Source organism: Asanoa ferruginea, from assembly GCF_003387075.1.
Classification (GTDB): domain Bacteria; phylum Actinomycetota; class Actinomycetes; order Mycobacteriales; family Micromonosporaceae; genus Asanoa; species Asanoa ferruginea.
Genome location: NZ_QUMQ01000001.1, coordinates 6,047,624 through 6,069,189, shown reverse-complemented (window position 1 = coordinate 6,069,189; position 21,566 = coordinate 6,047,624). Strand labels below are relative to the sequence as shown.

At 68.8% G+C, this 21,566-nt stretch carries 17 protein-coding genes; 8 read left to right on the top strand and 9 right to left on the bottom strand.

Annotated features, from left to right (window positions below):
• Positions 1-3: 3 nt before the first annotated feature.
• The 4 genes from DFJ67_RS28415 to DFJ67_RS28400 all read right to left on the bottom strand — a co-directional run bounded on the left by DFJ67_RS28415 (position 4) and on the right by DFJ67_RS28400 (position 7,498).
• Complete coding sequence (locus DFJ67_RS28415) at positions 4-3,015, bottom strand: BTAD domain-containing putative transcriptional regulator (RefSeq protein WP_147315632.1); 3,012 nt, start codon at positions 3,013-3,015, stop codon at positions 4-6.
• Between the two features lie 164 nt (positions 3,016-3,179).
• Positions 3,180-3,371 carry a hypothetical protein gene (locus tag DFJ67_RS28410; protein WP_116070837.1) on the bottom strand — a complete coding sequence of 64 codons (192 nt, stop codon included), beginning with the start codon at positions 3,369-3,371 and terminating at the stop codon, positions 3,180-3,182.
• Positions 3,372-3,499: 128 nt separating this feature from the next.
• Positions 3,500-6,043 carry an ATP-binding protein gene (locus tag DFJ67_RS28405; protein WP_116070836.1) on the bottom strand — a complete coding sequence of 848 codons (2,544 nt, stop codon included), beginning with the start codon at positions 6,041-6,043 and terminating at the stop codon, positions 3,500-3,502.
• A gap of 93 nt (positions 6,044-6,136) precedes the next feature.
• Positions 6,137-7,498: an endo-1,4-beta-xylanase gene (locus tag DFJ67_RS28400; protein WP_239097357.1), complete on the bottom strand. Its 1,362-nt coding sequence runs from the start codon at positions 7,496-7,498 to the stop codon at positions 6,137-6,139.
• Positions 7,499-7,600: 102 nt separating this feature from the next.
• Here DFJ67_RS28400 and DFJ67_RS28395 point away from each other — a divergent pair, with 102 nt between their 5' ends.
• The 3 genes from DFJ67_RS28395 to DFJ67_RS28385 all read left to right on the top strand — a co-directional run bounded on the left by DFJ67_RS28395 (position 7,601) and on the right by DFJ67_RS28385 (position 10,782).
• Positions 7,601-8,893, top strand: a complete 1,293-nt coding sequence (locus DFJ67_RS28395) for an ABC transporter substrate-binding protein (protein WP_116076735.1) — start codon at positions 7,601-7,603, stop codon at positions 8,891-8,893.
• A gap of 92 nt (positions 8,894-8,985) precedes the next feature.
• Entirely contained in the window at positions 8,986-9,924 is a 939-nt protein-coding gene (locus DFJ67_RS28390) for a carbohydrate ABC transporter permease (RefSeq protein ID WP_239097356.1), read from the top strand.
• Positions 9,925-9,927: 3 nt separating this feature from the next.
• Positions 9,928-10,782 (top strand): carbohydrate ABC transporter permease, encoded by an 855-nt coding sequence (locus DFJ67_RS28385; RefSeq protein WP_116070833.1) that lies wholly within the window; start codon positions 9,928-9,930, stop codon positions 10,780-10,782.
• A 6-nt stretch (positions 10,783-10,788) separates the two neighbouring features.
• Here the strand turns inward: DFJ67_RS28385 and DFJ67_RS42920 are convergent, their stop codons facing one another.
• Positions 10,789-10,935: a hypothetical protein gene (locus tag DFJ67_RS42920; protein ID WP_170216017.1), complete on the bottom strand. Its 147-nt coding sequence runs from the start codon at positions 10,933-10,935 to the stop codon at positions 10,789-10,791.
• A gap of 164 nt (positions 10,936-11,099) precedes the next feature.
• Between DFJ67_RS42920 and DFJ67_RS28380 the strand changes: the two genes are divergently transcribed.
• The 3 genes from DFJ67_RS28380 (at position 11,100) to DFJ67_RS28370 (ending at position 14,601) form a co-directional block, all read left to right on the top strand.
• Positions 11,100-11,531: a hypothetical protein gene (locus DFJ67_RS28380; protein ID WP_116070832.1), complete on the top strand. Its 432-nt coding sequence runs from the start codon at positions 11,100-11,102 to the stop codon at positions 11,529-11,531.
• 97 nt (positions 11,532-11,628) lie between these two features.
• Complete coding sequence (locus DFJ67_RS28375; protein ID WP_116070831.1) at positions 11,629-13,665, top strand: prolyl oligopeptidase family serine peptidase; 2,037 nt, start codon at positions 11,629-11,631, stop codon at positions 13,663-13,665.
• A 72-nt stretch (positions 13,666-13,737) separates the two neighbouring features.
• Complete coding sequence (locus DFJ67_RS28370; protein WP_203783904.1) at positions 13,738-14,601, top strand: alpha/beta fold hydrolase; 864 nt, start codon at positions 13,738-13,740, stop codon at positions 14,599-14,601.
• A gap of 68 nt (positions 14,602-14,669) precedes the next feature.
• Here the strand turns inward: DFJ67_RS28370 and DFJ67_RS28365 are convergent, their stop codons facing one another.
• Positions 14,670-15,182, bottom strand: coding sequence for a MarR family winged helix-turn-helix transcriptional regulator (locus DFJ67_RS28365; protein ID WP_116070830.1), 513 nt, complete (start codon positions 15,180-15,182; stop codon positions 14,670-14,672).
• Between the two features lie 158 nt (positions 15,183-15,340).
• Between DFJ67_RS28365 and DFJ67_RS28360 the strand changes: the two genes are divergently transcribed.
• Both DFJ67_RS28360 and wrbA read left to right on the top strand, forming a co-directional pair.
• Positions 15,341-15,895 (top strand): YceI family protein, encoded by a 555-nt coding sequence (locus DFJ67_RS28360; protein ID WP_116070829.1) that lies wholly within the window; start codon positions 15,341-15,343, stop codon positions 15,893-15,895.
• The gene (wrbA, locus tag DFJ67_RS28355; protein WP_116070828.1) at positions 15,892-16,515 is read left to right on the top strand and encodes an NAD(P)H:quinone oxidoreductase; all 624 of its coding nucleotides are present in this window, start codon (positions 15,892-15,894) and stop codon (positions 16,513-16,515) included. The genes DFJ67_RS28360 and wrbA overlap by 4 nt, the downstream gene beginning before the upstream one ends.
• Before the next feature lie 79 nt (positions 16,516-16,594).
• Here the strand turns inward: wrbA and DFJ67_RS28350 are convergent, their stop codons facing one another.
• The 3 genes from DFJ67_RS28350 to DFJ67_RS28340 all read right to left on the bottom strand — a co-directional run bounded on the left by DFJ67_RS28350 (position 16,595) and on the right by DFJ67_RS28340 (position 21,559).
• Positions 16,595-18,307 (bottom strand): glycoside hydrolase family 30 beta sandwich domain-containing protein, encoded by a 1,713-nt coding sequence (locus DFJ67_RS28350; RefSeq protein WP_116070827.1) that lies wholly within the window; start codon positions 18,305-18,307, stop codon positions 16,595-16,597.
• Positions 18,308-18,333: 26 nt separating this feature from the next.
• Positions 18,334-19,602 carry an extracellular catalytic domain type 1 short-chain-length polyhydroxyalkanoate depolymerase gene (locus DFJ67_RS28345; protein ID WP_116070826.1) on the bottom strand — a complete coding sequence of 423 codons (1,269 nt, stop codon included), beginning with the start codon at positions 19,600-19,602 and terminating at the stop codon, positions 18,334-18,336.
• Between the two features lie 82 nt (positions 19,603-19,684).
• Positions 19,685-21,559: a glucuronyl esterase domain-containing protein gene (locus DFJ67_RS28340; protein WP_239097513.1), complete on the bottom strand. Its 1,875-nt coding sequence runs from the start codon at positions 21,557-21,559 to the stop codon at positions 19,685-19,687.
• Positions 21,560-21,566: the final 7 nt, after the last annotated feature.

Sequence of the window (21,566 nt, the reverse complement as noted above, 5' to 3'; positions counted from 1 at the left end):
CCTTCATCGCCGGTTGAGCCGCTCGCGTAGATCGTCGGCCGCGGGCGCGTCGATGCTGTGCAGGATGTCCAGGGCCGGCTTCCAGACGACCCGGGCCGCCGCGGGGTCGCCCGCAGCGAGGTGGGTGTCGCCGAGATGGCTCAGCACGGTCCCCTCGAGGTGGCGGGCGCCGGCCTGGCGGGCCAGCGTCAGCGCCTGCTCGTAGGCGTGCACGGCCTCGTCGAGGCGCCCGAGGTGGTGACAGGCGAAGCCGATGGAGTCCCAGGTGTCTGCCTGGGCCCGGTGGTCGCTCGGGTCCAGGAGCAGCAGAGCGCGCTGGCAGTGGGCCAACGCCTCGGCGTGCTGGCCGAGTTGGGCATGACACCAGCCGATGGCGTTGAGCGCGAGGGCCTGCACGCTCTCGTCGCCGCTCGGTCGCGCGTATGACAATGCGTGCTCGGCGTGGTGCAGTGCGCGCTCGAAGTCGTGCCGCTGTTCGTATACACAGGACAGTGAATGATGGACGATGGCCTGACCGGCGTCGTCGGCGGCGTCTTCGTAGAGCCGCAAGGCCTGGCCCAGGTGGGCGTCGGCCTCGGCGTCGCGCCCGAGCAGCGTGCACGCCTGTGCGAGCCGGCGCTGCGCGAACGCCTGCGCCCGCAGGTCGGGCAGCGCCGTCGCGATGGAGAGCGCCAGGCGCCACGCATGCGCGAGTTCCGACCAGTGGCCTTGGCGTTCGAGGGCGGAGTCGACCGCCCACGCGAGCTGCCAGGCCTGCCGGGCCACGTCGGGGTCGCGGGCGCGGTCGAGCACCGCCATAAGGTTGGATCGCTCGGCGGTGAACCACGAGACGGGATCGTCGACCTGGCCGACCGTGGCGCCCGGCACCGGCTCGCCGAACGGGATCACACAGGGCCGGCGCGACGGGCTGAGCTGGCGGTCAGCCTCGGCGGCGGTGTGCAGGTAATGGTCGAGAAGCCGGGTGAACGCCGCTGTCCGCGCACTGGGGGTTTCCTCGTCAAACGCGAGTTCGCTGGCGTACGCGCGCAGCAGATCGTGTAGTGCGAAGCGACCCGGGTTGGGTTCGGTGAGCAGCGAGGCGCGGGTGAGCTCGGTCAGCAGGTCGCGCGCGACGGTCGCGGGAACACCGGCCAGGCTGGCCGCCGCGGGGAGCGCGACGGTGCCGCCGGGGTGCAGGCCGAGCAAGCGCAGGAGGCGCGCGGCCGAGGGCGTGAGCGCGCGGTATGACGACGAGAGGACCGCTCGGAGCCGGGTGGCGGCGTCTCCGCCGTCCAGCGCGTCCAGTGGCCGGCTGACGCCGCCCAGCTCAGTGGCCACCGCCGCCAGCGGGAACCCTGTCTGCTGGGCGCGGGCGGCGACGATCGCCAGCGCGAGCGGCAGCCCGGTGCAGACCGCAACGATCCGCTGCGCCACCTCCGGCTCGCACCGCAACCGTTGCGGGCCGAGCCGACCGGTCAGCAGGTCGTAGGACTCGGTAGGCGACATCAGGTCGAGGTGGAACGGGCGCGCACCCTCGGCCACGACCAGCCCGGTCAACTGGTCGCGGCTGGTGACGACGACGACAGCCGTCGGCGTGCCCGGCAGCAGCGGGCGGGCCTGCTCGGCATCGCGGGCGTTGTCCAACACGACGAGCATCCGGCGGCCCCGGATGAGGCCGCGGTATTGCGCTGCCCGGGCGTCGAGGCCCTGCGGGATTCTGGCGGCGGGAACGCCGAACGCGTCGAGGAAGTCCCGCACCGCGTCGGCGGGATCCAGTGGCCGGCCGCCGGGGTCGAAGCCGTGCAGGTTGACATACAACGTGCCGTCCGGAAACTGGTCGGACACCCGATGCGCCCAGTGCACGGCCAGGGTGGTCTTGCCGACGCCGGCCGTGCCGGACACCGCACCGACCCGTTGGTCTGCCCGCAACAGGCCGTCGAGCCAGGCGAGGGCGTCGGCCCGGCCGGCGAACGAGGGGACGCCGGCGGGAAGCTGCGCCGGCGGGCCGGACCGGCCGCCGGCAGTGTCCGACGCGCCGGTCTCCTGCCGGAGAACCCGCCGGTGCGCCTCGACCAGCGCGGTGCCGGGCTCGATCCCGAGATCCTCGACGAGGCGGCGGCGGATGTCGGCATAGACCTCCAGAGCGGCGGCCTGGAGGTTGCTGGCCGCGAGCACCGCCATCAGCCGGGCATGCAACGGCTCGTGCAGCGGATTGGCTGCCGCCAGCTCGCGCAGGCGCGGCAGGCTGCGTTCGGCTTGCCCGCCCGCCAGCGCGAGGTCGGTGTGCAGGAGCATCGCCCCGATGTATTCGTCGAGCACGCCGGTGCTCAGCGGATGCAGCCGCAACTCCGGGATGTCGGGCAGGACGCTCCCGCGCCAAAGGCCGAGCGCGTCGTCGAGCACCGCGAGCGCCTGACCCGGCTCGGCCGCGCGGGCCCGGCGCACCTGACGACGGAAGTCGGCCAGGTCGAGCTGGTCGTCGCTCAGGTTGAGCTGATAGCCGCCCGCCGTCCGGGCCACCGTCCGCACCGGACCGGCGTCGTCGGCCCGGAGCGCGGCCCGCAGCCGGGACAGGTGGGTCTGCACCGCCTGGGCCGGATCCGGCGGCGGATCGGCACCCCAGAGCAGGTCGATCAGATCGGCCGTCGACACCGTGCTGTTGGGTGACAGCGCCAAGCGGCCGAGCAAAGCCCGCCGCCGCCCCCGACCCACCCGCACCGGGGTCGCTCCCCGGCTCACCGTCAGAGGTCCCAGCACCTGCACCCGCAACGGACCCGACGGCGCCGGCACGGGTCGCGGCCGGTCGCTGGCCGCATCCCGGAACGCCGCGGCCGTGTCCGCGGTCAGCTCCAGCGCGGCGACCATCGCGTCCACGATCCCCCGCCGAGGCCGGCGCGTGCGTCCCTGCTCGAGATCGCGGACGGCGGTCACGCTCAGCCCGACCCGATCCGCGAGCTGCTGCTGGCTGATCGACACCGCCCGGCGCGACACCCGCAACAACTCGCCGAAGCCACCGTCTTCCGAAGTGATGCCCACGTAGCGTCCCCCTTCGCACACCCCATCGAAGGTGACGCTAGTGCCGGGCGGCTGGCAACGCTCGGCAGCGGGGATACGGCGACGTCGGTGGGATGCAGGGGCGACCAGATCGCGCCGCTATATACCGCGATGGTGGTATTTGGCCTGCGGTTCTTTGCCCCAGCTCACCGGAAAAGCACTGTTCCGCTGAGGTAGTAAGGCGCAAAGCCGTCGTCGCAGGTTCGCACGGACACGTTGTTGACGTCGTGCCATGCGTCCAACGCGGCCGCCGGACCGGCCGTCGCGACGAGCGTGCCCACCGAGGTGCTTACCGCGAGGGTCGCGACCGCGGCCGGCCGCTTCAGTTTCGAACGCATCTCTACTCCCGTTCGTGAGCGCGACGTGGAATGCGGTCACCCTCGCAGAGACACCTGGTCAAAGTTCTGTCGATTCGCTGCCCGCACCAAACCCGTACCAGCCCCGGGAGATCAACCAACCCGCTTTGTCAGCTTGCGGTCGCCGCGGTGATGGCCCGCTCGATACCCAGGTGCTCACCGGCCTGCCAGGCGCGGTCGTAGGCGTCGGCGCCGAGCCGGGACCTGGCCTCGTCCCGGTCGGGGCCGGTCGCCGGCCAGGGCGCCACGAACGCGCGCATCCACATCTCGTTCGAAGGGGTTCGCAGCGCCTGCGCGGCGGCGGCGAGCTGGACCGCCCGTTCCAGGTCGCCTCCGCTGGCGTCCACGTCGGCCAGTGCGGCCAGGAATTGGGCGATGGCGGCCTCGTCGCCCGAGACGGCGGCCAGTGACAGCCCTTCGATGAGGTGGTGGCGCGCGTCTGCGGGCTCGTCAACGGCGACCGAGCAGGCCGCCCAGGTGTAGTGCGCGACGAGCGCGACGAACTGGTCCTGCGCCCCTCGGGAGACGTCGACCGCGTGGCGCAGGTGTGCCAGCGCCTCGTCGTAGTCGCCGTTGGCCATCCTCACTCGGGCGACCCGGCTGTGGTAGAGGCTGGTCTGCCACTCCTCGCCCTTGTCCCTGGCTTCGTCCAGATAGGTCTGGGCACGTGCGGCTTCGCCGCGCAGGGCGGCGAACTGGCCGAGCGGCCCCAACGCGAGCGACACACCCGGGTCGTCGCCACCGGCCCGCAGGAACGGCAGGGCCCGCAGGAGATAGTTTTCCGCCTGCTGGTATTGCCCGGATACGAAGGTCAGCACGCCGGAACCGAGCAGGGCTCGGCCGGTCTCCGGGCCGTCCAGCAGCTCGCCGCGGTCGCGGATCCGGGCCACGTAGCGGCTGGCCTCCTCGATGTGTCCGCGACGCCACCAGAAAGCCCAACTGGCCCACAGCAGCCGCAGCGCCTGTGCCGGGTCGTCCTCCTCGAGGAACCAGTTCAACGCCGCATGGATGTTCTCCCGCTCCAGTTCGAGACGGCGCAGCCAGGTCGGCCCGTCCGCCCGGTTGAGATGCGGTTCCGCGGCCTGGGCCAGCGACAGGTAGTGCGCGGCGTGCGCGGCGCGTACCGGCGGCTGCTCGCGGCTGTCCTGTAGGCGCATGCGGGCGTAATGCCGGACGGTCTCCAGCATCGTGAACCGGCCCCGGCCGTCCGGCTCCGTGGTCCGCTGGACCAGCGCCGACTCGACCAACGCCTCGAGAATCGGCAGTGGGTCATGGTCGGGTAGGACGACCGCTTCGGCGGCGTCGAGATCCCAGCCGCCGGCGAAGACGCCGAGCCGGTCGAGAAGCGCGCGCTCGCCGGGGTTCAGCAGCTGATAGCTCCAGGCGATCGTGTCGCGGAGCGTGCGTTGCCGGTCGGGCAGGTCGCGGGCGCCGCCGGTGAGTAGGCGCAACGGGTCGGCGAGGTGCGCGACGATGGCCGCCGGTGACAGCAGCCGGACCCGCGCGGCCGCGAGCAGGATGGCCAGCGGCAGCCCGTCGAGGCGGCGGATGATCTCGACAACGGCGCCGGTGTTGTCCGGCGTCAGCCGAAAGTCCGGCGCGGCGGCGGTCGCGGCGCTGACGAACAGTCGCACCGCGGGCGACGCCGCGGCCGGGCCACCGGAGTCCGGCGGCGCCAACGGCGGCACCGGATAGACCCGCTCGTCGGTCAGGCGCAGCGGCGCCCGGCTGGTGACCAGGGCGGTCACCCCCGGTGCGGCGCGCAGGGTCTCGCCGATCACGGGTGCGGCGTCGGTGAGTTGCTCGAAATTGTCGATCACGAGGAGCAGTCGCTTGGTACGCAGCCACGATGCGAGGTCGGTGCCGGTCGGGACGGCGCCGGAGGTGCGTACGCCGAGCCCCTGGGCCAGCGCCTCGGCGACCAGGTCGGGTGAGACGACCCTGGAGAGGTCGACGAATCGCACGCCGTCCGGGAACCGGTCGACGACCTCCTGCGCGGCCGCCATCGCCAGCCGGGTCTTGCCGATCCCGCCGGAGCCGATCAGGGTGACCAGCGGGACCGCCGCGTCGGTCAGCATTGCCGCCAGGGCGACCAGGTCGTGCTCGCGGCCGATCAGCGGGGTACGCGCCGCCGGGAGCAGGCCCGTGGTCGGCGCGAGCCGTGGGGGCCCGGTCTGGTGGAACCGCTCCGACAGCAGCAGCGCCAGATCCTGCTCGACCTGGTCACGCAGCTCGGCCGGGGTGCGGAACCGGTGGTAGGAGACGCTGGCGTCACGTCGGATTCCGTCGAGCATGGTCGCCAGCCGATGGTCGCGCCGGTCAGCGGGTTCCTTGACGTAGATCAGCCGCGGCAGCGGTGTGGCAAGGCGGAGCTCGTCTTCCAGGCCCGACACGTCCATGCCAGGTGCGGTCCAGCCGTAGCTGTCGCCGTACACCCCGACAAAGATCCCGCTCTGCTCCAGGTAAGCGCGGTAGACGGCGTGCGGCGGGTGGGGGCGTGCGCCCTGCTCGAACATCACCGGTAGCTGCCCCAGCCGGCCAACCGCCTGCCGCACGGCGCGCCGCTCCGCGGCCATCTCGTGCAGCGTGGAGCTGATGAACACGCGTACGCGCTGGTCCGGGGTCAGGATCCCCGGCTGGGCGCCGTCACCCATATCTGAACCCTAGCGTCGATCGCGTTGGCGACCACGAACACCTAGGCGGGGCTGGTGGGTCTGGTGAGGAACCGGCGGCGCATGCCCGATCTGCTACTGCTCCGGCCGGAGCGTCACGGCGCTTTCGGGCCCGGCGATGGCGAACGATGCCGTGCGGCCGGCGTGCCGCAGCCGGTAGTCGCCGAGGAAACCGCGCACCTGGACGCGCCCGGCCTCGTCCGTCCGCAGTTTCGTCGGGGCCAGCCACCACTCTTCCTTGACCAGAGTGCGCAGCGCGTCGTAGGCGGGTTTCGGCGTGCCGTCGGCGCGCACGAGACCAGCGGGAGCACCGAGCCAGGCGCCGTCGTCCGACAGCCCCCAATAGGTGATCGCCTGGACCGAGGGGTGCGCGAGGAGCGTGCGGTAGTGCCGCACGATCTCGTCAGCCTGACGCTGCTCGCCGGCCGGAGTGGAGGGCCACGACGGTATCTGGTAGTCGTTGAGGTCTACGATCTCCGGCGGCATGAGCTGGCCGGAGACCAACGTGGTCTCGGTGAGGTGAATCGGGAGCCCGTAGCGGGAGAACCGCTCGAGGATCGCCAGCGTCTTCTCCTCACCCCAATAGCCTTGGTGCATATGGCTCTGCAAGCCGATCGCGTCGACCTGAACGCCGGCGTCGAGAACACCCTCGATCAGACACTCGTACGCCGTGGACATGTCGAAGTCGTTGAGGACAAGAGTCGCCGCCGGGTCGGTGGCGCGGGCCTCTTCGAATGCGAGGCGGACGGTCGCGATCCGGCCTCGGTCCCAGGCCAGCCGGGTGATCGCGTTGCGGTGCCGCTCGTTGCGGAACACCGGCATGATCACGGCCTCGTTGATCGCGTCCCAGGCTTGCACGACGTCGGCGAAGTCGGCTACGTCGCGCCTGATGCGCGCTCGGACAGCCGCCTCGACCTCGTCGGTCGACGCCTCTCGTAGCCAGTCCGCTGTCAGGGTGTGCCACACCAGCGGGTGCCCCTTCACCCGGCAACCGTGGTCGACGAACCACTTCGCGGCCCGATGCAGCCGCGCGGTGTCAGGCCGGCCGCGCTGTGGCTCGAAGAGACCCCAGTAGAACGGCAGTGTCGCCGTGTTGAAGACGTCGAACCACAGGTCGGCGAGCGCGCTGCGCGGCGCGTCGGTCTCTTCGGACGCCAGGGATATCAACTCGAAGCCGATGTTGCCGAAGGAGAAGGCATGGGCGCACTGCTCGACGCTGACCTCGCGGTCGCTCAGCGGTTGCCCATCGACGTCGAGCACGGTGACCAGGACGTCGCCGAAACGGTGACCAAAGTGGACCTCCGGCACATCGGGCCTCCTGTCGCATCCATCAAGACCTCCGAAACTTCCATATAGTTTCTCGGAGACTTTCAGTCGATCTTTGACGCCGAGCTCCCCCATCACGTTCGGTATCGAATCGTTAGCTGCCGCGTCCACTTCGCCTAGACGAACATCTTGACATGCACATGGCTCTGTTCCTAGCTTTGGCGTCACATTCCGGAAACACTCCGAAACTTTCGGTTCCGAGAGGTGAGCTTCATGGCACCTAAGAAGGCCCTGGCGATGGCAGCCGTGGTGGCGTTGACAGCCGCGAGCCTGGCCGCCTGCGGTAGCGGCGACGACAACGACAACGGCAGCTCCGGCGGCAACGTGACGATGCAGCTGTGGATCAACGCTACGACCGGTCCTGGCAAGGCGTACTGGGACAAGGCGGCCGTCGATTACCACACGGCTCACCCGAACGTCACGATAAAGATCCAGGCGATCCAGAACGAGGACCTGGACGGCAAGCTACAGACCGCGTTGAACTCCGGGTCCGCGCCCGACATCTTCCTACAGCGTGGCGGCGGAAAAATGGCCGCGATGGTCGAGGCCGGCCAGCTCAAGGACATCAGCAACGACATCACCGACAACACCGAACAGGCGGTCGGCGAGGCCGCGCTGAAGACCGGCGTGGTCGACGGCAAGGCGTACGCCGTGCCGATCTCGATCTTGCCCGGTGGTCTCTGGTACAGCAAGGATCTGTTCCAGAAGGCCGGAATCGCCACGCCGCCGACGACGCTGGACGAGCTCAACACCGCGGTGACCAAGCTCAAGGCCAACGGCACGCCGATCGCTCTCGGCGGCAAGGACGCGTGGCCGGCCGCGCACTGGTTCTACTTCTTCGCTCTGCGCGCGTGCAGCCCGGACACGCTCGACGCCGCGGCCAAGAGCAAGACCTTCAACGACGCCTGCTGGACGAAGGCCGGTGAAGACCTCAAGGCCTTCGCCGACACGAAGCCCTTCAACGAAGGTTTCCTGACCACCTCGGCTCAGCAGGGCGCGGGAAGCTCGGCCGGCCTGGTGGCCAACCACAAGGCGAGCATGGAGCTGATGGGCGCCTGGGACCCGGGCGTGATCGCTTCCCTGACGAAGGACACCAAGCCGCTGCCCGACCTGGGCTACTTCCCCTTCCCCGCGGTCCCCGGCGGTCAGGGTGACCCGGCCGCGATCATGGGCGGCGCCGACGGCTACTCGTGCTCGAAGGACGCGCCGAAGGAGTGCGCCGACTTCCTGAACTTCATCCTGACCAAGGACCAGCAGGAGGCCTACTACAAGGCCTTCAACGCGCTGCCGGTCAACAAGGAGGCGCAGGGCGCCGTCACCGAAGACTTCCTGAAGGCCGTTCTCGACGCCTACAACAAGGCACCCTACGTCTCGCAGTGGCTCGACACGGTCTACGGCCAGAGCGTGGGCAACGCGCTCAACGTCAGCGTCGTGAACCTGCTCGCCGGAAAGGGTGACGTCGCCGGAATCATCAAGGCCGTGAACGACGCCGCCAAGAAGGGCTAAGAGGTAACCAAGCGATGAGCGACAACTTCGGTGGCGACGGCTTAGCGGTCACTGAGGATGTGCCCGGCAATCGCGGGCGGGAGGGAGGTGGCGTGCAAGCGCCGCCTCCGTCCCGTGCCCGCCGGCGCGGAATCGGTTGGGCCCAACGCCTGGAGATCGCGGCGCTGTCCGGCCCGGCAATCCTGGTATTCCTCAGCTTTGTGATCTTTCCGGTGCTGATGGCCGCCTACTACGGCTTCTACCGGTGGAAGGGTTTCGGGGTACCGACCAACTTCGTCGGTCTCGACAACTACAAGACCATCCTCCAGGACAGCGCCTTCCTCGCGGCACTGTGGCACAACGGCCTGATCGTCGTGCTGTCGCTCGTCATACAGGGCCCGATCGCGATCGGGCTCGCCCTGCTGCTCAACCAACGCGTACGCGGCCAGTCGATCATCCGCGTGCTCATCTTCGTCCCGTTCGTGATCGCCGAGGTCATCGCGGGCACGGGCTGGAGCCTGATGCTCCAGGCCAACGGCGCGGTCAACGGCATCCTGCGGTCGATCGGCCTGGGCGGGCTGGCCGAAGACTGGCTGGCGAATCCGAAGCTCGCGCTCTGGAGCTTGATGGCGATTCTGACCTGGAAATATATCGGGTTCGCCGTGATCCTGTTCCTGGCCGGAATGCAGAACATTCCCGAGGAGCTGTCCGAGGCCGCCGCGGTGGACGGCGCCTCCTACTGGCAGACCCAACGCCGGATCACCCTGCCGCTACTCGCGCCCACGATCCGGATCTGGGCGTTCCTGTCGATCATCGGCGCGCTCCAGTTGTTCGACCTCGTCTACATCATCTGGGGCCAGTACGTCGCGTCGACTGCCGGCACCTCGACGATGGCGACCTACATGGTCACCGAGGGCCGGAACGCGGGCAACTACGGCTACGGCAATGCGGTGGCGGTCGTCCTGTTTGTCATCTCGTTGATCATCGCGCTCCTTTACCAGCGCTTCGTTCTGCGCCGGGACACCGACGGCGCGCTCACCGGAGGACGGTAGGACATGGCCAGACGCACTTCCGCCCGGCGCAGGCCGAGGAGGAACGGCTGGGGCAACCCGATCGTCTACCTGGCCGCCCTGCTGCTGGTCGGTCTCATGCTGGGACCCGTCATCTACATCATTCTCGGCGGCTTCCGGACCAACTCGCAGATCACCGTTGACCCCGCGGGTCTGCCGCACCCGTGGGAGTTCGGCAACTACGCCGATGTCCTGACCAGCGACACGTTCTGGCGACAGGTGACCAACTCGACGATCGCGGCTCTCGCCACGACCATCGGGGTCGTCGTGTTGGGTGTCATGGCGAGCTACGTCCTGGCCCGCTACAAGTTCCGGGGCCGCGGAGCGATGTACGCGTTGTTCGCCGCCGGCCTCATGTTCCCCATCACAGTGGCCATCACGCCGCTCTACATCCTGGTGAAGAACCTGGGCCTGGTCGACACCCTGCCCGGCGTCATCCTTCCCCAGATCGCCTTCGGTCTGCCCACGACGATCATCATCCTGGTTCCGTTCCTTCAGGCGATCCCCAAGGAGATCGAAGAGGCCGCCGCCATCGACCGTTGCAGCCGCCTCGGCTTCTTCTGGCGGATGGCGCTCCCGCTTTCGGTGCCGGGTCTGATCACCACCGGCATCCTCGCGTTCATCGGCAGCTGGAACAGCTACCTGTTGCCGCTGTTCATCCTGAACAACCAGGACACCTTCACGCTGCCGCTGGGGGTGCAGTCCTTCGCCTCGCAATATTCGGTCGACACCGCGAAGGTGCTCGCGTTCACGTCATTGTCGATGATCCCGGCGTTGGTGTTCTTCAGCCTGTTCCAACGCCGCATCGTCGGCGGTCTCACCGGCGCGGTCAAAGGATGAGCTGATTCAGAAGACGAGGGGCGGTGGCGGGCCGTCCACAGCGTCACCGGGCCGAATCTCCGCCGTGGCCGGAGTGAGAACGATGTCGGTCTTGCCGTCGTTCATCGCGATCAGCGCCTTCAACAACCCGATGTCAGGGGTCCACGTCAGCATGGCCTCATCGGCTCGGCATCCGGCCCGTCGGACTACTGGGCGCTCGGTGTTCGAGAGTGTACGAGGTTGTTCGAGAGCGTTCGTGCACTGTGGACGCCAGCGTTCCGTTGACTGACGATCCTCGATGACGGCCATTCCCGGTCGTCGTTCCAGGGGGAGGTTGAATGAACCGGAACAGCTCGGCGGTGCGGTGGACCGGCCGCACGGTGCTGGCGCTCGCGGTGGCGGTCGGTGGTCTCGCGGTCGCGCCCGGCGCGGCGTTCGCCGACTGGGCATACAACGCGACGTCGGCGAAGAGCCCTAAGGGCGGTTACGCCTCGGCCTACTACACGGGCGCGGGGGCCTACTACCCGGAGATCACTGTGTGTGACCTCGGCCCGGCCGACGGCCTGCGGGCGCGGGTTGAGTTCTGGTACGGAACAAGCGGACAAGGAGTCAACATCGAGGCCGCGGGTGGGAGCGGCAGTTGCGTGACGCGCGACTATCCGATCCCCCGCGACACCCGCTTCACCATGCGGGCGTGCCTTCGCGACGGGTCGGTGTCGGGCAGCCTTCCGAAGTACTGCGGACCCCTCACCCAGGGCGTGGTGCCGTAACCGCACCCCCGTCTCCTGAGGCCGGGCCGCCGACCAAGGCGGGCCGGCCTCGGGGCGTGCGATCATCGTGTACGGGATCGGGCCTGGGGAGGCTGCGATGGACGAGGATGGCGACGACCCATACCTGTGGCTCGAGGAGCTCGACTCGCCACCCGCGGTGCGGTGGGTCAGGGAGCGCAACGCCGAGACGCTGGCCGCGTTCGCCGGTGACGGGTTCGTCCGGACGAAGAACGCCCTGCGGGAGGTGCTCGACAGCAAGGACCGGATCCCTTATCCCGACTGGTACGGCGATGGCCTCTACTACGACTTCTGGCAGGACGCGGCTCACCCGAGAGGGCTGTGGCGGCGGACCACGCCGGAGCAGTACCGGCGCGACGAGCCGGAGTGGGACGTCCTGCTCGATGTCGACGCGCTCAACGCGGCCGAGGGCGAAAACTGGGTGTGGGGCGGCGCGACGGTGCTGCGGCCCGGTTACGACCGGTGCCTGGTCAGCCTCTCCCGGGGCGGCGCCGACGCCGTGGTGGTCCGCGAGTTCGACCTGCGCGGCCGGGTCTTCGTCGAAGACGGGTTCATGCTGCCCGAGGCGAAGAGCGATGTCGACTGGATCGACGCCGACCACATCTACGTCGGAACCGACTTCGGGCCCGGCACCCTGACGGCCTCCGGCTACCCGCGCGTGGTCAAGCGGTGGCGGCGCGGCACCGCGCTGTCGGAGGCGGAGCTCGTCTATGAGGGGCACGTCGACGACATCGCGGTCAGCGGGGGCCACGACCCGACGCCCGGCTACGAACGTGACTTCGTCGGCCGCTACCTGGACTTCTACCGCAGCGAGCTATACCTGCGCCGCGCGACCGGCGACCTCGTCAAGATCGACGTACCGGACGACGCCGGCTGTGACGTGCAGCGCGACTGGCTGCTGATCCGGCTGCGGTCAGCGTGGACGGTCGGCGGCGTGACGTATCCGGCCGGGGTCCTGCTGGCCACCCCGTTCGGCGCCTACCTCGACGGCCGGCGCGACCTGAGCGTGCTGTTCGAGCCCGACGACCGCACGTCGCTGCGCTCGTATGTGTGGACCCGCGACCATCTGATCCTCACCACGATGACCGACGTCCGGACCGCGCTGCAGGTTCTTACGCCCGGCGCCTCCGGCTGGCAACGGCGGCCGTTTCCCGGGGCCGGCGAGCTCGACAACGCGTGGATCGTCGATACCGACCCCGACAACGACGACTCCTACCTGACCGCCTCGGCCGGGTATCTGCGGCCGGAGACCCTCAGCTTGGGGACGGTCGGCGGTGGCGTCGAGGTGCTCAAGCGGGCGCCGGCGTTCTTCGACCCGGGCGGCATGGAGGTGCGCCAGCACTTCGCCACCTCCGCCGACGGCACGCGCGTGCCCTATTTCGTCGTCGGCGGAGCCACCGCCGCGCCGACTCTGCTTACCGGGTACGGCGGCTTCGAGATCTCGAACACTCCGCACTACAGCGGCGTCATCGGGCGTGGCTGGCTCGCGCGGGGCGGCACCTATGTCGTGGCGAACATCCGTGGTGGCGGCGAGTTCGGCCCGCAGTGGCACCAGGCGGCGCTGCGCGAGAAGCGGGTCAAGGCGTTCGAGGACTTCGCAGCGGTCGCGGCCGACCTGGTGGCACGCGGGATCACCACCCGGGCACAGCTCGGTATCGAAGGCGGCAGCAACGGCGGACTGCTGATGGGTGTCATGCTGACCCGCTATCCCGCGCTCTTCGGGGCGGTCGTCGCGACCGTGCCGCTTCTCGACCTGCGCCGCTACACCAAACTGCTCGCCGGTGCCTCGTGGATCGCCGAATACGGGGACCCCGACGACGAAGCCGACTGGGCCTACCTGCGGGAGTTCTCGCCTTACCAGAATGTCCGGCCCGACCGGCCGTACCCTCCGGTGCTGTTCATGACCTCGACCCGCGACGACCGTGTGCATCCTGGACACGCGCGCAAGATGGCGGCCCTGCTGCGCGAGCACGGCTACGACGTCTCCTACTACGAGAACCTGGAAGGTGGGCACGGCGCGGCCGCGGACAACGAGCAAGCTGCCACGCTCTGGGCGCTGACCCTGGAATACCTCTGGCGCGAGCTGCGCGGCGCCGCAGTCGTGTGCGGTGAGTGACTGCCTGGTCACTCATTCGTTATGTGGTGTGGGTCAACACGGCCCGCCAGTAACGGATCGCAGGAGGCTTCGTTGGACAAGTCCCGCTCGTCGTCAGGGGTGCGCGCCGGCAGCCCTTGGTGGCGGCATCTGCTCCAGTTGATCGTTGTGGCGACGTTGATGTCGCTCTCCCTCGCGGCGACGGGTGCCGCACCGGCCGCTGCCGGCGGGGGCTACCCGAGTGCCAAGCCGACCATCGTGCTCGTGCACGGCGCCTGGGCCGACGGCTCATCGTGGAACGGCGTCACGCAACGGCTGTTGAATGAAGGCTTCGTCGTACGCGTCCCACCGAACCCGCTGCGCAGCCTGCCCGGCGACTCGGAAACCATCGCCGACTTCCTGTCCACCATCCGGGGGCCGATCATCCTGGCCGGGCACTCCTACGGCGGCGCGGTCATCACCAACGCGGCCAGAGGCAACCGCAACGTGAAGGCGCTGGTGTTCGTCGACGCGTTCGCACCCGCGCAGGGCGAGAACGTCTTCCAGCTCTCCGGACCCGACTCCGCACTCTCCGGCGACCCCGCCCAGACCTTCGACTTCGTTCCCTACCCCAACTCGCCGCCCGGTGACGTCGACCTCTACATCAAGAAGAACGTCTTCCTCCAGTCCTTCACCAACTTCGTGCCCAGGCCGACGGCGAACATCCTCTACACGATTCAGCACCCGTTCGCGTTCAGCGCCGGCGGTCAGTCGTCTGGCCCGCCCGCCTGGCAGAACATCCGCTCCTGGTGGGTGCTCGGCACCCAGGACAAGATCATCCCACCGGCACAGCAGCTGTTCATGGCCAACCGCGCCCATGCCAAGATCACCCAGGTGCGCGCCGGCCACCTGTCGCTGGTCACCCGCCCAGACGTCGTAGCCGGCGTCATCCTGCAAGCCGTGCACAGCACAACCTGACGTGTTGGGCCGTGCCGGCTTCCAGGCCGGCACGGCCCCGCCTCATCGGTCCCCCACCCGCCGGCTGATCAGCAATCAGTCGCGGGGCAGATTCCGCCGGCGTCAGGGCCGTTCTGTGCCGCGCGTGCGACGCGCGTGATCATCGAGGAGAAGGCCGCCGCCTCCGCCGCGGTCAGCGGAGCCAGCAGGCGGCGCTCGTCCTCGCCTACCCGGTTGCTGTATTCGGTCAGGGCGACGCTTCCCGCGTCGGTGATCAGGACCTGCCTGGCCCGGCGATCAGATGGATCCGGGCGACGTTCGACCAGGCCGGCGGCCTCGAGTTCGTCGAGCAGGTAGGTCACCACGGTGCGGTCGAGCCCCAACTGGTTGGCCAACGCCAGTTGCGAAGGACGCCGACCCAGCGACAGCGCGGCCAACATGAGATATCCGCGCGGGCCGCCCGGCAGATCGCGTACCGAATCTGCGACCTGGTCGTAGAAGACGCGCTTCACCACTGCCAGGGCCCAGCCGAGCTGCGCGCCCGCCGCATAAGGCGGCGGGCTCTCCTCGCCCCGCGTTGCGCTGTCACCGGCGGGATTCATGCGGGAACCATACGTCGCCCATCGAGGCCGCCGGTCACCAGACCGATGTGCGGTCGATCACATCATCAGAACTCAGATAGTCTTGCCGACAGACGATCTGCGGGGTTGCATAGTCCACCTGGCCGGCAGCCCTTGCCGCGCGACTCCGAGGAGCCCTGATGACCACCGAACTGACCGCCCGCCTACTCGAGCCCGACGCTGTCGTCGGCTCGTGGGCGCTTGACCCCGCCCGCACCAAGGTCCGCATCTCCCACCAGACCCTCTGGGGCATGGGGACCGTGAGGGGCGCCTTCGCCGATGTACGCGGCGGCGGGGAACTCGGACCCGACCACTCCCTCACCGGCGTCGTCACCGTCGGCGCGGCGTCGATCGACACCGGGAACGCGACCCGCGACAAGCACCTGCGCGGCCCTCGGTTCCTCGCCGCCGAGAAGCACCCCGACATCGTCATGACGGTCAGGTCCGCTCGGACCTCCGGCAGCACGGTCGAACTGGCCGGCGAACTGATGATCAAAGGTGTACGCGAGCCGGTCACGCTGACCGCCGAGATCACCGCCTCGACCGGGACCACCCTGGCCGCACATGTCACCGGGAGTGTCGACCGGCACCGCTTCGGCGTGTCCGGCAACCAGCTAGGCATGATCGTCGGCCCCACCACCGTCGACGTCGACGCGGTGTTCACCCGCGCGGACCGGACGGAGCACGCCAAATGAGCGACACCAGCACCGGTCCGAAGATCGCGGTCATCTACTACTCGTCGACCGGCAACGTCCACGAACTGGCGAAGTCCGTCGTGGAGGGAGCGGAGAAGGCCGGCGCCGACGTGCGGCTGCGAAAGGTCCGCGAGATCGTCCCGGACGACGTCGTCGCCACCAACACCGCCTGGGCGAACCACCGGGCCGACACCGATGGCATACCCATCGCCGCACCTGACGACATGACCTGGGCCGACGGCGTCATCTTCGGATCGCCGACCCGGTTCGGCAACGTGTCCAGCCAGATGAAGCATTTCCTCGACAGCCTCGGCGGCCTGTGGGCACAGGGCCTGCTCGCCGACAAGGTCTACAGCGGCTTCACCTCGACCAGCACCCAACACGGCGGCCAGGAGTCCACCCTGCTCGCCCTCTACAACTCCGTCTACCACTTCGGCGGCATCATCGCCGCGCCCGGATACACCGACCCCATCAAATTCGTCGACGGGAACCCCTACGGAACAAGCCACGTCGTCGGCCAAGGGGACATCCCGGTCGACGACACCGCCCGCGGAGCGGCCCAGCACCAAGGCGCCCGAGTCGCCGCGATCGCTCGCATCACCCGGGCACTTCGGAACTAGATCACGCTTCGGCGGAACATCCAGACGCGGGCCGTGCCGGCTTCCGGGCCGGCACGGCCCGACGTCAACTCCCCCGCCCTCAGCCGGGGGTGCAGGAAATGATGCGGGGCCTGGCCGAGGTGTTGCCGTTGGTCATCGTGGTGAAGCCGAACGTATTGCCGCTGCCGTTGGGTTTGACCGTCATGGTGCTGCCGCCGCTGGTCCAGGCGAAGGTTCCGCTCCAGGTCGTGGAAACCCGCTGCGGCGCGGTGATGGCGACGGTCACGGTCCAGTCAGTGGCTCCGGCGACAGTGACCGAGGTGTTGTAGCGGTCGCCCCAGACCGTTCCCGGGGTGACCGTCGCGGTGCAGCCGCCAGGGGTTGTCGGCTCACCGGTCGGCGGGGTGCCCGGCCCGCCGAGGATCCGGTAGGTGACCAGCGAACGGGCCGGCACGGTGGCGGTGAACGTGCCGCCGTTGACGGATATACCGGGCTGGGCGGCCATGCTGTTGGCGTTGTTCGTCAGGTATGGGCTCGCGGTGCCGGTCGTAACACTATTGCGGAGCGCGTACGTCGTGGATTGGGCAGCGCTGCCCGCGTTGAGCGCGACCACGATGACCGACCCGTCGGTGTTGCGGAACGCCGACAGACGCGAGTTGCCGTCGGCCGTGGTGGCCCCGATGCGGACCGCGCCGGGACGGATGTAGCGGCTGTATTGGGCCATCGCCCACAGTCGCTTGGAGACGGTGTAGTTGCTGCCGTTGGCCTGGATGAAGGCGCGGGTGTTGGCGAGCGACACGGCATACCAGTAGACGTAGGCGTTGACGTTGCCGCTCGTCAGTGCGGTGTGGATGGAGCTGGCGACGGTGAAGCCGTCGATGCCGCTGCCGTCGTCCCAGTTGGTGTTCCAACTCGAGCTGCTGCCGCCGGGCGACCATTCCGACATCCAGGTGGGACGGCCACCGACCGAGATCGGCGAGCTCGGTGCGCTGCTGTAGTGGTGGCCGGTGAAGGTCTGGACATAGCGGTTGGCGTCGGCGTCGGCCGTGATGGCCGACGCGTAGGACCGTTCGTCGTTCCAGCCGACCGGGTCGCAGCAGGCCAGCTTGAGGCCTGCGGTGCTCGCCAGTGGGCCGACGATCTTCGCGAAGTTGGCCGCCTGGGCTGGGGTGAACAGCATCGAGGAATAGTTGGTCGTGTAGTTCGGCTCGTTGGTGAAGCCCAGATCGGTGATCGGGATGCCCTCTTGGGCGTAGAACTTCGCGTACTGGATCAGGTAGTTCGCGTATGCCTGGCGCCAGTCACCACTCGCGCACGAGGCACCGGGCAGCCCGCACAGCGTCCCACCGTTAGCCTCGTTGCCGTTGGTCTTCATATAGCCGGGCGCGCTCCACGCGTTGGCGTAGAACCGCTTGACGCCATACGACTGGGCCTGTTTGGACAGCCACACCTGGCCGTCGTCGTCGCCGTCCCACACATATCTCGGTGTGGCGCCCGGGCCGCCCGGGTTGGTCGGCTGGATGGAGCTGGCGGTGGAGCTGATTCCGTTGCGAACAATGCTCAGCCCGGCGCCGGTCTCCGGGCTGAAGATCAGGTCCAGGACCTGCCGCTGGTTGGTCTCCGACAGCGCCTGGATGACGGCGGTGCGATCGAAGGCCTGGGAGAAACCAAAACCTTCGATCGGTTGGTACGTGGTGGCGCCGTCGATCGTCGCCGTCGTCGCGGCGTACGCCTGGGACTGGTGCAGGACGACGGCACCGACGCAGAGCAGGGGAAGCGCTGCGGCGAGCACGCGTCTGGCGACACGGGTCATCGTGGTCCTCCGGTTCGGGAGCGCGGTCAACCCGCGGTGCAGGAGGTGATGCGGGGTCGGGCGCCGCTGTTGCCGTTGGTCATCGTGGTGAAGCCGAAGGTGTTGCCGCTGCCGTTTGGTTTGACGGTCATGGTGTTGCCGCCGCCGCTCCAGCTGAAGGTGCCGCTCCAGGTGGTGGAGACGCGTTGGGGTGCGGTGATGCCGACGACGACGGTCCAGGTGGTGGAGCCGGTGACGGTGACGGAGGTGTTGTAGCGGTCGCCCCAGACAGTGCCGGGGGTGATCGACGCGGTGCAGCTACCACCGGCCGGTGGAGGGGTGGTCGGCTCACCAGTCGGCGGGGGCGTCGTCGGGCCACCGCCGCCGCCGGTGTTGAGGCCCAGGAAGCTGATGGCGTACGCGATCATGCCGGTCTGTGGCAACGAGTGCCCGACACCCGCGACGCTGATGCCCTCCACCGGAGGCGTGAGGCTGTTGTTGCCGTAGCGGGTCCGGGTCCAGCCCGATTTCGGCGCGTCGGTCTGCACCGCCGTCTGGGAGACGCCGCTGACGTTGGTCCACTGCTTGAGCTCTTCGCCGAAGTTGTTGTAATTCAGCGTGGCGTCCACGGTGCCGTGCCAGAGCTGCATCCGCGGCCGGGCTCCGGTGTAGCCGGGGTCCATCGAGCGGGCCAGGTCCCCCCACTGCTGGGCGGTCTTGGAGACCTGCCCGTTGGCACACTGGGAGTTCCAGGTCGAGCCGCCGGTGGTGGCGAAACAGCCGGCCGGCACGCCCATGAACGCCGAACCCGCCGCGAACACGTCGGGATAGTCGGCCAGCATGACGTTGGTCATCATGGCGCCGGAGGAGACGCCGCTCGCGTAGACCCGGCTCGGATCGACGTTGTAGCGCGACTTGGCGTAGTCGACCATCGAGATGATGCCGACCGGGTCGCTGCCACCGCCCCGCCGCAGCGCCTGCGACGAGTAGACGTCGAAGCAGTTGCCGCTCCTGGTCGCCTCCGGGAACACGATGACATACCCGTATTGGTCGGCGGCGGTCTCGTAGTCCTTGAAATATCCGTTGGCCACGGCGGAGGCACTGCCACCGCAGTAGTGCATCGCGACCAGCAGGGCGGGCCGGGCGGCGACCCGGTCCGGCACGTAGATATACATGTTCAGGTTGCTGGGGTTGGCGCCGAAATTGGTCACCCGGACCAGCGACGCCGCGGCCGCTGGTCCGGCGCTGACCAGAACGGCCGCGGCCGACAGCGAGATCGCCGCCGCGGCCAATGCGGCGATGAATATCCGTTTCATGGGACGGTCCCTTCTCGACAACGGTCCGGAACAGCCGGGGTGGGGACTGGCAGGTCCCCACCCCGGGTCCGATTCGCAGAACTCAACTCGCGGTGCAGGAGGTGATGCGGGGCCGAGCGCTGGAATTGCCGTTGGTCATGGTCGTGAAGCCGAAGGTGTTGCCGCTGCCGTTCGGCCGGACCGTCATCGTGTTGCCGCCACCGCTCCAGGCGAACGTGCCGCTCCAGGTGGTGGACACCCGCTGGGGCGCGGTGATCGCCACGGTCACGGTCCAGGTGCTGCTGCCGGTGACCGTGACCGAGGTGTTGTAGCGGTCGCCCCAGACGGTGCCGGGGGTGATCGACGCCGAACAGCTTCCACCGGCCGGCGGCGGGGTTGTCGGCTCACCGGTGGGCGGCGGGGTCGTCGGCTCGCCGGTCGGCGGGGGCGTCGTGGGTCCGCCGCCGCCGGTCAGGGTCGGCGTCGTCCAGGTTCGCCACTCGGCGAGGTTGCCGAGCGCTTTGCTGGCGATCCTGATCGACCCCGGATCGTTGCCGGTCTTCAGCAGGAACTTCCTGATGTTCTGCTGCAACGGCGTCGTCCACTCCGGACGGTTGGCGCAGTGGTTGCCGTTGGCGACGTCGGACCAGTAGGTGATGTTGCTGCCCGCGCCGAGGGCCTTGTAGACCTCCGCACCACCCAGAGCCGCGACACTGCCCGACTTCGGCCCCAGGTTGGCGATGTGCGGGTTGTCCATGATGAACAGCCCACGCGGCGCCACCATGGCCACCATCTCGTGCGTGTCGACCGGCAACCTGCCCGGAGCGCTGGTGAACGAGCCGAACGCGTCACCCAGCCATGGCTGCTCGCCGTAGGCGCTGCTCAGGCTCTGCGCGCCCTCACCGGGAATGCCGCGGAAGATGGGCACGCCGGCGCTGCCCGACTCGATCGGCATCGTCAACGCGATCCGCTGGTCGAAGACCCCGGCCACGAACGCGCCCTTGCCGAACCGGGAACATCCCGTCACACCGGTCGCGTCGGCCCTGAGGATGCTGCCGTTCGACTTGGCGATCACGTCGATGATCCGGCTCACGCCCCAGCCCCAGGCCTGCAACAACCCGGTCGTGCTGGTGGAGCCGTAGAGGGTGTAGAACGCACCCTGCTTGTTGGCGCGCCCGGTGCCTTCCTTACCGACCGAGTACGGGTCGTAGTTGATGACCGCGGCACCGGCGGCCCGGATCGTGGCCGTGTCGGCGAACCCGCCGTAGACCACCACCACCGGGAACGGCCCGGTGCCACTCGGCAACGAGACCGACGCCGAGAAACTGGCACTCCTTCCGTTGTCGGTGACGTTCACGGTGATGTTCGTCGACGAGACCGTGCCCGTCACATTCGCCGGCGGAGCCGGCTTCGTACCGTAGACGTATTTCTCCGCCTGCTTCTTGATTTCTTCCCGCCGGCAGCGCCAATCCGCGATCGTCGAAATGCGCGTGCCGTCGATTCTCGTGAAGGGATCGGGAAGTTTGGCGTTGGTGGGCAACGAGCCGGCATCGGGCAGCGCCGGCACGGCGCAGTCGGCGCCCTCGTCCTCGACAGCCGCGGCGGCCGCGAGCACGGCGGTGGTCTGAGCGGTGGCGGTGTTGGTCAGGACGGCGACTGTTCCGGCGACCGCGAGCGCGCAGGCCAGCAGCGCGACGACCGTCGGACGGGCCCTGGAACGGCCCGAGCTGATATTCACCAGGGCTCTCCTTTCGGCGAATTCCGAAACTTCCGACGCCTTATCGGACACTTCCGGAGTGGTGAAGCGCACGTTACGACGCTGTATCCGGCCGGTCAATAGCAGTGACGTTGCTGAATTTACCGGGACTTTGTTGATAAGTTTCCGAGCGCGCTGAAACAGTTTCCGATCGACTCGATCGAAGCCGCGCGTGCCGTGCTCCGCGCGCCGCGCACGAGCGCCACGGGGTGGCGGAAGCACCGGCGCG

What these genes read in the sequence shown, in the direction of transcription:
- DFJ67_RS28410 (WP_116070837.1), bottom strand. Translation starts at nt 3,371, where the DNA reads ATGCGTTCGAAACTGAAGCGGCCGGCCGCGGTCGCGACCCTCGCGGTA.
- DFJ67_RS28405 (WP_116070836.1), bottom strand. Translation starts at nt 6,043, where the DNA reads ATGGGTGACGGCGCCCAGCCGGGGATCCTGACCCCGGACCAGCGCGTA.
- DFJ67_RS28395 (WP_116076735.1), top strand. Translation starts at nt 7,601, where the DNA reads ATGGCACCTAAGAAGGCCCTGGCGATGGCAGCCGTGGTGGCGTTGACA.
- DFJ67_RS28385 (WP_116070833.1), top strand. Translation starts at nt 9,928, where the DNA reads ATGGCCAGACGCACTTCCGCCCGGCGCAGGCCGAGGAGGAACGGCTGG.
- DFJ67_RS42920 (WP_170216017.1), bottom strand. Translation starts at nt 10,935, where the DNA reads ATGCTGACGTGGACCCCTGACATCGGGTTGTTGAAGGCGCTGATCGCG.
- DFJ67_RS28380 (WP_116070832.1), top strand. Translation starts at nt 11,100, where the DNA reads ATGAACCGGAACAGCTCGGCGGTGCGGTGGACCGGCCGCACGGTGCTG.
- DFJ67_RS28375 (WP_116070831.1), top strand. Translation starts at nt 11,629, where the DNA reads ATGGACGAGGATGGCGACGACCCATACCTGTGGCTCGAGGAGCTCGAC.
- DFJ67_RS28365 (WP_116070830.1), bottom strand. Translation starts at nt 15,182, where the DNA reads ATGAATCCCGCCGGTGACAGCGCAACGCGGGGCGAGGAGAGCCCGCCG.
- DFJ67_RS28360 (WP_116070829.1), top strand. Translation starts at nt 15,341, where the DNA reads ATGACCACCGAACTGACCGCCCGCCTACTCGAGCCCGACGCTGTCGTC.
- wrbA (WP_116070828.1), top strand. Translation starts at nt 15,892, where the DNA reads ATGAGCGACACCAGCACCGGTCCGAAGATCGCGGTCATCTACTACTCG.
- DFJ67_RS28350 (WP_116070827.1), bottom strand. Translation starts at nt 18,307, where the DNA reads ATGACCCGTGTCGCCAGACGCGTGCTCGCCGCAGCGCTTCCCCTGCTC.
- DFJ67_RS28345 (WP_116070826.1), bottom strand. Translation starts at nt 19,602, where the DNA reads ATGAAACGGATATTCATCGCCGCATTGGCCGCGGCGGCGATCTCGCTG.